The organism is Dickeya oryzae, assembly GCF_009372235.1.
GTDB lineage: Bacteria > Pseudomonadota > Gammaproteobacteria > Enterobacterales > Enterobacteriaceae > Dickeya > Dickeya oryzae.
Window position 1 is genome coordinate 708,874 of the sequence record NZ_ML762920.1, and the last position, 13,527, is coordinate 722,400.

Here is a 13,527-nt window from a genome sequence, read left to right on the forward strand (position 1 = left end):
CTGCGAGAACGGTGTATTACCGCCTTACCAGCGCGGTACCTGACAGATCACATCGGCACACTGCGCCCGTTGACGCAACAGGTGATCCATCAACACGATCGCCATCATCGCTTCGGCAATCGGTACCGCACGGATACCCACGCAAGGGTCGTGTCGACCACGGGTGATCATTTCCGTGGCTTCACCGTCGCGGGTAATCGTGCGGCCCGGCACGGTAATACTGGATGTCGGTTTCAACGCCAGATGGGCGGAAATGGTTTGGCCGCTACTGATGCCGCCCAGAATGCCGCCAGCATGGTTGCTCTGAAAACCATCCGGGGTGATTTCATCACGGTTTTCACTGCCGCGACGGTTGACCACGGCAAAGCCGTCACCAATCTCTACGCCTTTAACCGCATTGATGCTCATCAGTGCATGGGCCAGGTCGGCGTCAAGACGGTCAAACACTGGCTCACCCAGTCCCGGCGGGACGGACTCAGCCACCACCGTCACCTTCGCACCGATAGAATCACCGTCTTTTTTCAGAGCACGCATCAGTTCATCCAGCGCCTCCAGTTTATCCGGGTCCGGACAGAAAAACGGGTTCTGCTCTACCTGTTCCCAGTCTTTCAGTTCGCACACCACATCGCCCATCTGTGCCAGATAACCGCGGATCGCCACACCATACTGTTGTTGCAGGTATTTCTTGGCTATAGCACCGGCAGCCACACGCATCGCCGTTTCACGGGCGGAAGAACGGCCACCACCACGGTAATCGCGGATACCGTATTTCTGCTCATAGGTGTAATCGGCATGACCCGGACGGAATACGTCCTTGATGGCGCTATAATCCTGTGAACGCTGGTCGGTATTTTCAATCAACAACCCGATACTGGTGCCCGTCGTCACCCCTTCAAATACCCCAGACAGAATGCGAACCTGATCTGGCTCACGGCGCTGGGTGGTATAACGGGACGTCCCCGGACGACGACGATCCAGGTCGTGCTGCAAATCGGCTTCGGTTAACGGAATACCCGGCGGTACGCCATCTACCACACATCCCAACGCAATACCGTGGGACTCACCAAAGGTGGTGACACGGAAAAACTGACCAATACTGTTTCCTGCCATCACGGCTCCTTAGCATTGAAAAAACATCAGTACGGCAGACGGGAACACACCGCCTGCCATCCTGCAGAATAATTAATCCCGGTAAGCGCTGAAATGCGCCTGACAATCCAGCAATTGGGAGCGGGTCAGCATAAACACCCCGTCGCCGCCATTGTCGAACTCCAGCCAGGTGAACGGAATGTCTGGGTACTGATCCATCAAATGCACCATGCTATTGCCGACTTCGCAAATCAGCACCCCGTCTTCCGCCAGGTAGTCCGGCGCGCACGCCATAATCCGACGCACCAATGCCAGGCCGTCGCTGCCTGCCGCCAGCCCTAATTCCGGCTCGAAGCGGTATTCCTGTGGCAGGTCGGCCATGTCTTCTTCATCGACATACGGCGGATTAGTCACAATCAGGTCGTACTGAATCGCAGGCAGTTCGCGGAACAGATCAGAGCGAATCGGCGTCACGTTATATTCCATACCGTGCTGCTGAATATTCTGTTCGGTGACGGCCAGTGCATCGGCGGAAATATCCACCGCGTCCACTTCTGCTTCAGGGAAAGCCTGCGCACAGGCGATAGCGATACACCCGCTACCGGTACACAAATCGAGAATATGACGCGGGGCAGCTGGCAGCAACGAGGCAAAGCGCTGGTTAATCAGCTCGCCAATCGGTGAACGGGGGACTAACACGCGCTCATCAACGTAAAACTCCAGTCCACAGAACCAGGCTTTATTCGTCAGATACGCTACGGGAATACGCTCGTTAACACGACGAATCACGCGCTCAACAATACGATGACGCTCGCTGGAAGTCAGCCGGGCCTGGTACATGTCTTCGGGAATATCAACCGGTAGAAACAACGTAGGCAGCACCAACTGTAACGCTTCATCCCAGGGATTATCGGTACCGTGGCCATAGTAGACGTTGGCGGCATTAAACCGGCTCACCGCCCAGCGCAGCATATCCTGAATGGTATGCAAATCGTTGACCGCCTCATCGACGAAAATTTTGTCCAAGTGTGTTCTCCGCAAACAACTGTTGCTGCGATCGCTGATTGTTGTGATCGCGTGTGTCTGTCACCGTACTGGTTTTTATAACCGTACTGGTTCTATAAACGTACTGGTTCTATAAACGTACTGCTTTCTATAAGCGCAATAGTTTGCCATGAAGACGGCGACAAATCAGCAGATATCACCGCCAGACAGCGCGGGCCGGGGAAACCGGTGGGAGAATGGACTCAGCATGATAAGGTTTTGTTTAGCCACCGGCACGGAACAGGTAGACTACATCGACACCTATTTCTATACCGATACCGTATTTCTATTCTGAAACAGAACGGCGACGAGACAGAGTAACGCACTAATGAAAAAAAAATTCATGCTTGATGACGAGGAACAGGCGCTTTTCCGCACGTCGGTAGCGGGTGCCACCCGGTTGCGTCAGGATACCTATGTCCACCGTCCGGTTCGTCATAAACCCGGCGTACTGCCGCCCCGGCGAATGATTCAGGAGCAGGTAGACGCCAGCTTCTATTTTTCGGATGAGTTTCAACCGCAACTGGAAAACGACGGGCCGACACGTTATATCCGTCCCGGCGCCAGCCATTATGAGTTGAAGAAATTACGCCGGGGAGATTACTCACCGGAGCTGTTTCTGGATTTGCACGGGCTGACGCAACTGGAAGCCAAGCAGGAACTCGGGGCGTTGCTGGCCGCCTGTCAGCGCGAACATGTTTACTGTGCCTGCGTGATGCACGGTCATGGTAAACACATTCTCAAACAACAAACACCGCTGTGGCTGGCGCAGCACCCGGATGTGCTGGCATTCCATCAGGCACCGAAAGAATTCGGCGGTGATGCCGCCTTGCTGGTACTGGTGGCACAAGAAAGCACTGACGATGAATAACCACTGATCGTCGACGCAACTTGTCAGCTACAGTCCATCGCCACCCTCACCCCGAGGCGGCTCACCGCCCGGGGCATTGACGATTCAGAGTTTGGCTGCTTTAGCGGCTAACTGAGAGGGGGAAACCTGCCAGTGATAAACGCCGGTTCCGGATGCATCATCCAGTTCGACGCAGGCAATGGCCGAGGTGGCAAACATGGGCGCATTCTCAGCCGGGCACAACCCGGCGACCAGATACCCTACCAGCGGCAGATGCGAGACCACCAGCACGGCGCTGGTGCCTTCTTTCGCCTGCGCCAGCAGGTAGTCACACACTAATTCGGCATTACCGCCCGGTGTCAACTCCGGCAGACATTCACTTTCTTCCGGTAGTGGCATGACATCGGCTACGACCTGTAACGTCTGTTGAGCCCGCACATAGGGACTCACCAGTACCCGTTCAATATCAATAGCCTGATCGTTAAGCCAGGCTGCCATCTGACGAGATTCTTCATCTCCCCGGCGGCTTAACGGCCGGAGTGCATCACTGGCGGCGTCAGGTACGGCATCACCATGACGCATGATCAAAACTTGCATATTACACCGCTATATTGATGAAAAAGGGCAATAAATCCCTGGGGATAGCTGTAGATTAACTGAATCGGCACAATGCCGTTTTGCGACAGGTCACAGCCTGGTGTCGGAGACCATCCTCGTCTTGCTGATGGTGTTTTGACCGACGCAAAGCGCATTTTTTTACCCGAATTGTCAGGGAATCGCAACCAACCCCCTGTGTGGAGCACCGCCATTGTCATCCCACCCTACCATTACGTTCGCATCAGCACTGCCAACACCCCGTATTTTCAGGCAATTAACCTTGCTTTTAGCAGGGGGGAATCAGTATGAGTGCATCATAATATGCTACTCACCATCAATTCCCTCTCAGTTAACAACATTTTAAACTACGATATAATTTTTATTCGGATAAAAAAATCATCAATCCTGACAATACAGGACAAACCGACACCGGTTTTATTTTTATGGCACTTTTACACTTTTTCATCTTATTAACATGGGAAATACTGGAAAAAAGACGCCGCCTCACTCATAGTAAACACAGACAACACTGGTAACGAATACAACATATTTAAATAGTTCAGCGCGGTATTATGCTCAGCACTCAGGGAATTGTTATTCCGGGTAAAGGAAGACTATAAATCACCCGATTAAAAACACTGTTTTTCAAAAAGATAAAATAGACACCTTCAAAAAATTCGTCTTTGTATTTAATGCATTTATTAATTAAAGACCTTAACCAAAAATCAAATTCAGCGAAGGCCTTTCTCGTCATAAAATAATGATATTTTTTAAACAAGGACGGGTTAAGTCATTCAAAAAACCTGTTTCTAATACATTACCGTCTTTATTCCCCCTCTCGGGGGAAGAATAAACAAGATAACGCAACGTGGGGCTGCCCCTGCCTTTACCCTGTGGTGCTTATACCAAAACGGCAAGTAAATTAGCCCTAACGGAACAGGCTCCTAAGTTCTTAACTCATCGTGTCATCGATAAAACCGGTCTGTTCAGACTGCCGCCGGAGCAGCCCTTCAGCAGGGGCAAACCGATCGCCGTACTGCTTTTGCAATGACCGCAGCGTACCGACCACTGTCGTGATACCCAATTGATTCATATAATGAAATGGTCCCCCCAGGAACGGTGGGAACCCAATGCCCATGACTGCGCCGATGTCCCCCTCCCCTGGGCGACGAATCACCCCTTCATCCAGACAGCGTACCGCTTCATTAAGCATCATCATGACGCAGCGCTGCGTCATCAACGCCGGGTCCAGATGCGCGGTTGGCGTAACATCCAGCAAGCGATAGATACGGCTATCAGAGACTTTATGCTGCCGACGCCACCAGTTGCACAACCGCTCATAGCGAGACAGATCGTAGCGATAAAAACCCCGTCCGTTCTTACGCCCTTTGCGGTTATCTCTGGCTATCGCCTCCAGTGCCGCAGGCGCGCAGAATCGCTCTCCCAGTTCGGTGACCAGCACGGGCACAATTTTCATCGCCACATCAATCCCCACTTCATCCAGCAAGGTAAATGGGCCGACAGGAAAACCAAAACGGACCAGCGCCCGGTCAATCGACTCGACCGGTTCCCCTTCCAGCAGGCAGCGGGCCGCTTCATTCAGGTAAGGTGCCAGAATACGATTGACGTAAAACCCGGCTTTATCCGCCACAACAATCGCCGTTTTGCCCTGCTTTCTCGCCAACGCCACTGTGGTGGCTAGCGTCGAGTTATCGGTTCCGGCATGAGGGATAACCTCAACCAGCGGCATCTTATCCACCGGGCTAAAGTAGTGCAGGCCGATCACCTGCTCTGGACGGCTGGCCCCCGCGGCAATCTGATGGATGGGTAACGATGACGTGTTGGTAGCAAACACGGTATGGGGCGGCGTGACTGCCTCGATATCCCGAACCATCTGCTGTTTGAGCGCGATATCCTCAAATACCGCTTCCACCACCACATCAACATGCTCAAACCCGCGATAATCGGTGCCACCGGAGAGCAGGCTCATCTGTCGCCGCTGTTCTGCCGGTGTTATACGCCGACGGGCCACCTGCTTGCTTAGCCGTTGCCAGCTACTGTGTAATGCCTGGGTGATCCCCTGCTCTTGAATATCCTTAATCCTTACCGGTAACTGGCCGTTCAGTGCCGTCACACTGGCGATACCGCCCCCCATTAACCCACCGCCCAGCACGCCGACACGACGTAATGGACCGGGAACCACCGGCGCACCAAAATCTTTTTTCAATGCCGTGGTGGTAAAAAACAACCGCCGCAATGCCACGGATTCCGGCGACATCACCAGTTGCCCGAACGCGCGGGCCTCGGCCTGATACCCCGCCTGACTCCCCTGCTCCAGACCACAGCGCACCACCTCAATGATGCGCGTCGCCGCCGGATAGTTGCCCTGCGTTTTTGCCAGCGTCTGTCGCCGCACCCGCTCAAACAGCCAACGGCGAACATACGGCAGCATCAGTAGCCGGTGTCGCCAGCCGGGTGAGGTCACCGGCCGTTTACCCCGGCGAATAAAACCCACCGCCGCCTCCAGCAAGACGGCGGGAGCCACCACCTCATCAACCAGCCCGATACGCCGTGCCTGCGCAGCGCGCAGTTGTCGCCCGGTGAGTATTAACTCCAGCGCACGATCCACGCCTATCAGACGAGGAAGACGTTGGGTCCCCCCCGCCCCCGGTAATAGTCCCAGTTGCACCTCCGGTAATCCGAGGCGGGTGCTGTCATCAGCGGTACAGAGCCGATAGTCGCACGCCAGCGCCAGTTCCAGCCCCCCCCCCAGACAGGTACCGTGAATAGCCGCCACCACCGGGAACGGCAGATGGGCGATCGCATCCAGCGCGTGCTGGCCGGTTTCGGCCAGCTTCTGCGCACTGGCCACATCGGCACAGGCATCCAACATGCCGATATCCGCCCCCGCAATAAACGACGCCGGTTTTCCTGACAGGATAATCAGCCCCTGCAGGCCGTTGTACTGCCGGGCTTGTGACAACACGGTTTGCATCTGCTCAGCAAATTCCGCTTTCAGGGTGTTCACTTTTTCACCGGGGACATCCACGGTAATCACCCCGATGTGGTCAGGGCGAAATGTCAGTTGGAAAGCGGCTTGGGTGCCGCGCTCATCCGTTTGGTCCATCCCTAACTGCTCCGTCATTGCGCCACCTCCACCACCATCGCTGCTCCCAGACCACCCGCCGCACAGGCGGTCACCAAGCCTAACCCACCGCCCCGTCGACGCAATTCATGCAACGTTTGGGTGATCATCCGCGCGCCGGTTGCGGCAAACGGATGCCCATAAGCAATCGAACCACCGCGGACATTAAAACGCGCCTCATCCACCTCACCTATCGGTGCACTACGGCCCAGTTTGTCGCGGGCGAATTCTGCACTGGCGAACAGGTGGAGGTTAGCTAACGTTTGAGCAGCAAAGGCTTCATGCATGTCAATCAGCGTCAGGTCATCAAGCCGGATGCCTGCCCTGTCAAGAGCCAGTGGCGTGGCATACGCAGGCCCGGCCAGCATGTCTTGCTGTACCGGGATCGCGCTAAAAGCATAACTGCGCAGGTAACCGAGCGGGGTCAAGCGCAGTTCGCTGGCCCGGGATTCGCTCATCAGCAACACCGCCGCCGCGCCATCAGTCAACGGCGAACTGTTAGCCGCAGTCACACTACCGTAGCGACGGTCAAAAGCGGGGTTAAGGCGGGAATACTGTTCTGGCGCGCTGTCACGACGAATGGTGTTGTCTTCGCTGATGGCCTGCTTATACGGCGGCACCCAGGCCGTCATCACTTCATCGCGTAACACGCCGTCAGCCCAAGCCTGAGCTGCCCGTTGATGGGAACGGTGAGCGAACGCGTCCTGCGCGTCGCGACTGATACGGTAGTCTTTCGCCATCTGCTCCGCGGTATCTCCCATCCGCAACCCGGTGGAATACTCCGCGACGGCCGGCGCTACCGGCAGTAAATCCCGGGGCCGCAACCGGGCCAGCAACGCCAGCCGCTGGCTGAGTGTTTTGGCCCGCGACAGAGAAACCAGCGTGTGCGCCAGCGCCTTGCTAACGCCAATCGGCAGCACCGACGCTGAGTCCGCGCCACCAGCAATACCGATATCGATAGTGCCAGCCAGAATACTTTCCGCCACGTTAGCCACCGCCTGAAAACTGGTCGCGCAGGCGCGGGAAACACTGTAAGCATCGGTGTGCACACTCATGCCGCTACCCAGCACAATTTCACGCGCAATATTGGGGGCTTCAGGCATCTGAATCACTTGACCGAAGACCAGTTGGTCCACCTGCTCTGGTTCAACACCGCTACGCAGCAGTAACTCATTCACCACCAGCTTTCCCAGCTCCAGCGCCGGAACACCATGATATACCGTCGCCTGCCGGGCAAACGGGGTTCTCAATCCACTGACAATCGCAATCCGATCGCCGCGGCGGGTGAGCAACGGCGTGACTTCGCGCATAACCATGAGGTTCATCCCTTTTCAGAGGTCGAGGAGGTTTGAACTCATTGTTAACCTGAAGATTACATTATGCAAACAAGTCGATACCAAACAGCGAACCCGACCACGCTTCCCGGTACGCCGGTGTAGTAGATATAGCGATACGACAGGGCATAACCAGACGAAAACACCATGGTACAAGGTAGTAAAAACGCAGAAACGGAAATGGCAGGAATGACAGGAATGACAGGAATAGTGACAAGATGATCACGAGCCAATACCGCCTCGTTGAGTGTCAGACACAAAGCGAGGCGGAGTACACCGGGGCGATTTTCCGGCCCGCTCAGGGCCGTTTATTCGCCCAGTTAGTTCAGGCTGTTTATTGGTCAGGATTGTTTATTGGCTCAGGACTGTACTGGCACAGCCGAGGATTAACGCAGACCCAACTGGAAAATCAGCGTTTCGGCCTGGCAACTGAAGGTGAAATCCATATCCAGTTTGACCCCTGCATCCACCTCAGACAGGCGAGCATCAATCACGCAAGGTTCGGATTCAACCGAACGGGCTTTTTCCGTTAATTGCTTCTGCATCTGCTCCGCATCGCTACGACTGGTGAATACGTGGCTGTAAGACGCCGTGCAGTCGGTATTATCCATTACGGTTCCCACATCCACACAGCAACAGGCGGCGGTTTCTTCTGCGCTACATTTGTTAATTGCGTTTGTCATGACAAAACTCCTCTGCGGTGACAGGCGCTTCCTCAAGCGGAAGCGGGCTATCAATGTAATCTGGCTCTCATTTTACTCACACGGATGGCCTATCACTAGCACTTACCAACTAAAGGGGCATTGCGTGACACAGATCACACATTGATATTATTTCCCAATGAAATAAGTTAAAAACACTAAACACAACCACAACATTTGTTAACCAGATCCAAATTCTTTAATCATTTTTGCAACATAAATGGAACTTTAAGAAAACATTTCATAGTGTTAATTCTATATTTTTCGTAACTGGTCTGATTTGTCAGCCCGGTAAGCGCCCCTACAATGCGCGTCCCTTGTTACACGCTAACAAAAATAGCCAATAATCAGTGAGGTTTCGGTCATGAGCCAGAAAGTCCTGTTAAAGAAAACATCACTTGCTGTGGCGCTGGCGCTCATGGCATCCAATGCAACCGCAGCAGGTTTCCAGTTGAATGAATTCTCTTCTTCTGGCCTCGGGCGTGCTTTCTCCGGTGAAAGTGCCATTGCAGATAACGCCAGTTCCGGCAGCCGTAACCCAGCCACGATGACGATGTTTGATCGCCCATCGTTTTCCGGCGGTGTCACCTATATTGACCCGGACATCAACCTGCGCGGCAGCAGCAGCAGCGGTCGGGACGCCAGCGCCGATAACATCGCGCCGAACGCCTGGGTGCCTAACCTGCATTTCATCATGCCGCTGAACGATCAGTGGGCGGTAGGTGCTTTTGCCACCACCAACTTCGGTCTGGCGACCGAATTCAGTGATAATTTCAGTGCCGGTTCTATTGCGGGCAAAACCGACCTGAAAACGACCAACCTGAACCTGAGCGCCGCCTATCGCCTCAACCAGCATTTCAGCTTTGGTCTGGGTGTTAACGCCGTATACGCCGATGCCAAAATTGTGCGTAATGCCGGTGAAATCGGCCCGGCGCTGCGTGTGAGCCCAACCGCTGAGATAACGCATCTGGACGGTAAAGAATGGGGTTATGGCTGGAACGCCGGTCTCTTGTACGAGCTGGATAAAAATAACCGTTTTGGTCTGAGTTACCGTTCCAAAGTCGATATCGACTTTAACGGTTCTTTCCGAAGTGACCTGGCAGCACCACGCGGCACCAGTGGTACCACCATCCCCGGTAAGCTGACGCTCAACCTGCCGGAAATGTGGGAATTCTCCGCGTACCATCGTGTTGCACCGCAATGGGCCGTTCACTACAGCCTGGCCTACACCAGTTGGAGCGCGTTTAAGGAGTTACGAGCTACCGGCAGCAACGGTCAGCAGTTGTTCCAAAAAGACGAGAGCTTCCACGACGCCTACCGTATCGCGTTGGGAACCACCTACTACTACGACAACAACTGGACTTTCCGTGCGGGTATCGCGTTTGACGATAGCCCGGTTCCAGCAGACAAGCGCACTATCTCCATTCCGGATCAGGATCGTCTGTGGCTAAGCGCAGGTACCACTTACGCCTTCAATAAAGATGCGTCTGTCGATGTGGGTGTGTCTTACATGCACGGACAGAAAGTGACTATCCACGAGCCGGGCATTTCTCAGAGAGTGCCTTCCTACACCTTTACCTCTAAAGGGCAAGCGTGGTTGTACGGTGTGAACTTTAACTACAGCTTCTGACACAACACCTTCTGTCTACAAGCAAAAGGCCGCGATTGCGGCCTTTTGCTTTCCTACATAGCGATGACTGATGCGATGATTACTCCGGTTTCACTTCCATGTAATCCAGTTTCAGCGTACTGCTGGTGTAACTGCGAATCTTATTCGTCAGCTCGATGTTGCCTTCCAGTTTCTGTCCGTAAGACGGGATGATTTCTTTTAGCTTCGCCTGCCATTGTGGCGTGGCGACTTTATCTTTAAACACCGTTTGCAACAGGCTAAGCATGATAGGCGCGGCGGTGGATGCACCCGGAGAAGCCCCCAGCAGTGCGGCAATGGTTCCATCTTTGTCGCTGACAATCTCGGTACCCAGTTTTAGTACGCCGCCTTGTTCTTTGTCTTTTTTGATGACCTGAACACGCTGCCCCGCTACCGCCAGGCGCCAGTCAGACGGTTTGGCTTGCGGAAAGTACTCTTTCAGCGCGGCAAAACGGTCATCATCATTCATCATCAACTGTCCGATCAGGTATTTCACCAGGTCGAAATTATCGATCCCCACATCCATCATCGGTATGACATTGGAGATGTTCATTGACGAGATAAGATCCCACAATGAGCCGTTTTTCAGGAACTTACTGGAAAACGTCGCAAACGGGCCAAACAGCAGCACCGGTTTACCATCAAAGATACGGGTATCCAGATGCGGAACTGACATGGGTGGCGCGCCAACCGACGCCTTACCATACACCTTGGCAAGATGGCGTTTTACGATATCCGGATTATCCGTCACCAGAAACTCACCACCGACCGGAAAGCCGCCGTAGTTATTCGCTTCCGGAATACCGGATTTCTGCAACAATTGCAGTGCTGCACCGCCCGCACCGATAAACACAAACTTCGCGTTAATCGCGCTTTCTTTACCACCGTTTTTCAGGTCAGCGACCACAACGCGCCAGGTTTTATCCGGGTTACGTTTGATATCACGCACTTCATTGTTCAGTTTCAGGTTGAAAGTCGAATGCTGTTGCAACCCATTCACCAACTGGCGGGTTACTTCACCGTAGTTGACATCGGTACCAATCGGCATGCGGGTAGCGGCAACTTTCTGCTGTGAGTCTCGCCCTTCCATCACCAGTGGAATCCACTGTTTTATCTGTTCCGGATTATCCGAGAACGCCATGCCGCGGAATAAGGTGCTGTGCTGCAACGCCTGATAGCGTTTGTGCAGATAATTGACGTTCTCGTCCCCCCACACGAAGCTCATGTGCGGTACGCTGTTGATGAACGACGACGGGTCTTTCATCACATCATGGGAAATTTGATAAGACCAGAACTGACGGGAAACCTCGAACGCTTCACTGATTTCAACCGCTTTGCTGATATCAATCGAGCCATCGGCTTTTTCCGGCGTATAGTTCAGCTCCATAAATGCCGAATGACCAGTGCCAGCGTTATTCCAGCCGTTGGAACTCTCTTGCGCGACGTTGTCCAGCCGCTCAACCATACTCATGGTCCAGTTCGGCTCCAGCGCCTGTAAATATGTCCCCAGTGTGGCACTCATGACTCCGCCGCCAATCAGCACCACATCCACAGCGTGCTGTTCCTCCGCCATGGCAGGCTGTGCCAGCCCTATTGTGCCCAGACACAAGGTGGTAACCAGTAACTTTTTCATATTTATGTCCCGTTATATCAGTGTGTCATCCCTGCAGGTGAACAAGGGTGATTCCCGATTAGCGAGATAACGATACAAAAGCGATGAGCCATGGGGGAAACAATGACAAACCGTGGTAGTCAAACCTGCCTTTATGATGTCGATACGACATAGAGCCGGATGACGACAGGCGGAGATAAAAACAGGTTACGCAACATGCGGATTGCCTGCCCAGGGCAGCTGAATCGTTACCTTTCCTAACCGTCTGTTATTATTGTTACATAAACGATAAAAATGAATTTATGTAATTAAATAAACGGTTAACAATAAAATAACGCTTCACAAACAATCAATTGGCTGTAACAGAAGGGGTTTGACGGGAAAATTAGTTACAAAAGGCACCCGCAGGTGCCTGTATAACACGACAACCAGACTTATTTATTTGAATCAATTTCGTCCAGACTGCCTTCAATCGCCTTAGCATTCGGGTTGACCACCGGAACGGATTTACCGCCGTTCGCCAAGAAATCATGGCGCTGGAAGTAGGCTTCACGCACCATCAGATATGGATCAGACGAATTACGCAGCAATCCGTCGGAATCCAGCAGGCTGGCACGGGTTTCCAGCCCTTGCACCACCCATTTACCCGCCGACATCCAGAACGTGAGGTAACTCAGTGGTGGATAGAGCGTATCCACCACACCGCCACCGTCTTCACGTAATGTCGCACTGCCATACCCCGGTAACACCAGATAAGGCCCGTAGCCCACATGGTAATAACCCAGGGTACTGCCGAAACGGTGTGGTTCTTCTTTCGCCAGTTTAGGATTCGCCATCGAGGCCACGTCAATCAGACCACCCATACCCAATAAGGTATTGAGGAAGAAACGGTTAAGGTGAATCATCGCCTGATAGGGTTTCCCCTCAGCGAAATAGTTCACCATCGCGGCAGGTTCAGACAGGTTGACGAAGAAATTGGTTAGCCCGTTACGTGCAGGCTGTGGCATGTAGTCACGCCAGACTACGGCTGCCGGACGGACGACATAGGGATCCAACACATTGTAGTTGAACCCGAACATGGTACGGTTGAATCCTTCCAGCGGATCCGAACGTTGCTCCGGCGCTGAGGTTTTAGAGCTGGCACAGCCGGCAAGCACCACGCTCGCCAGTACCACACCACCCAGACGAAAATTCATAACGTATCTCCCTGCTGAACTTTCATGCGGTCCGCACGACCTGCCACTGGGCCGTCAGCGCACAAGGCCACATGTTATCATTTTAATACACCGGGCTTTGGTTTGCCCGTGCCGCCCTGTCGCGGCATATCGGAAAATGGCAATCGCCTGATCGCAACACCAGACGTGACGCAGCTCTCATCAATGCTTCGGAATTGTCCGGTTCTTAACCGGTACGATGAACAAAGACGCTCACCGGCTCGCCACCGTCGCCAACATGATGCTCAACCGTGGCAGAGTGCAGATCCTGCGTTAGCCTCTCGCAAAATTCC

General features: G+C 53.6%; 10 protein-coding genes. 2 read left to right on the top strand and 8 right to left on the bottom strand.

The annotated features are described in order from the left end of the window. Nucleotides 1–24 precede the first annotated feature (24 nt). Nucleotides 25–1,110 (bottom strand): chorismate synthase, encoded by a 1,086-nt coding sequence (gene aroC / locus FAZ14_RS03125; RefSeq protein WP_012885445.1) that lies wholly within the window; start codon nucleotides 1,108–1,110, stop codon nucleotides 25–27. Nucleotides 1,111–1,182: 72 nt separating this feature from the next. Beyond that, nucleotides 1,183–2,115, bottom strand: coding sequence for a 50S ribosomal protein L3 N(5)-glutamine methyltransferase (gene prmB, locus FAZ14_RS03130; protein ID WP_016941130.1), 933 nt, complete (start codon nucleotides 2,113–2,115; stop codon nucleotides 1,183–1,185). 346 nt (nucleotides 2,116–2,461) lie between these two features. Here prmB and smrB point away from each other — a divergent pair, with 346 nt between their 5' ends. Beyond that, on the top strand, nucleotides 2,462–3,004 hold the full coding sequence (smrB, locus tag FAZ14_RS03135) for an endonuclease SmrB (RefSeq protein ID WP_016941131.1): 543 nt from the start codon (nucleotides 2,462–2,464) through the stop codon (nucleotides 3,002–3,004). Between the two features lie 84 nt (nucleotides 3,005–3,088). Here smrB and sixA read toward each other — a convergent pair whose 3' ends face one another. The 4 genes from sixA to FAZ14_RS03155 all read right to left on the bottom strand — a co-directional run bounded on the left by sixA (nucleotide 3,089) and on the right by FAZ14_RS03155 (nucleotide 8,742). Next, nucleotides 3,089–3,580 carry a phosphohistidine phosphatase SixA gene (gene sixA / locus FAZ14_RS03140; RefSeq protein WP_038925329.1) on the bottom strand — a complete coding sequence of 164 codons (492 nt, stop codon included), beginning with the start codon at nucleotides 3,578–3,580 and terminating at the stop codon, nucleotides 3,089–3,091. Between the two features lie 952 nt (nucleotides 3,581–4,532). Beyond that, nucleotides 4,533–6,725, bottom strand: a complete 2,193-nt coding sequence (fadJ, locus tag FAZ14_RS03145) for a fatty acid oxidation complex subunit alpha FadJ (RefSeq protein WP_153508003.1) — start codon at nucleotides 6,723–6,725, stop codon at nucleotides 4,533–4,535. Then, nucleotides 6,722–8,035 (bottom strand): acetyl-CoA C-acyltransferase FadI, encoded by a 1,314-nt coding sequence (fadI, locus tag FAZ14_RS03150; RefSeq protein WP_029456320.1) that lies wholly within the window; start codon nucleotides 8,033–8,035, stop codon nucleotides 6,722–6,724. Before fadI ends, fadJ begins: the two co-directional genes overlap by 4 nt. A gap of 410 nt (nucleotides 8,036–8,445) precedes the next feature. Then, entirely contained in the window at nucleotides 8,446–8,742 is a 297-nt protein-coding gene (locus FAZ14_RS03155; protein ID WP_080646365.1) for a YfcZ/YiiS family protein, read from the bottom strand. Between the two features lie 382 nt (nucleotides 8,743–9,124). Here FAZ14_RS03155 and fadL point away from each other — a divergent pair, with 382 nt between their 5' ends. After that, complete coding sequence (gene fadL, locus FAZ14_RS03160; RefSeq protein WP_016941137.1) at nucleotides 9,125–10,390, top strand: long-chain fatty acid transporter FadL; 1,266 nt, start codon at nucleotides 9,125–9,127, stop codon at nucleotides 10,388–10,390. Nucleotides 10,391–10,469: 79 nt separating this feature from the next. Here fadL and mqo read toward each other — a convergent pair whose 3' ends face one another. Together mqo and mlaA are read right to left on the bottom strand one after the other, a co-directional pair. After that, a complete protein-coding gene (mqo, locus tag FAZ14_RS03165; RefSeq protein ID WP_016941138.1) occupies nucleotides 10,470–12,041 on the bottom strand; it encodes a malate dehydrogenase (quinone) in 1,572 nt (523 codons plus the stop codon). 413 nt (nucleotides 12,042–12,454) lie between these two features. After that, the gene (gene mlaA / locus FAZ14_RS03170) at nucleotides 12,455–13,216 is read right to left on the bottom strand and encodes a phospholipid-binding lipoprotein MlaA (protein WP_016941139.1); all 762 of its coding nucleotides are present in this window, start codon (nucleotides 13,214–13,216) and stop codon (nucleotides 12,455–12,457) included. Nucleotides 13,217–13,527: the final 311 nt, after the last annotated feature.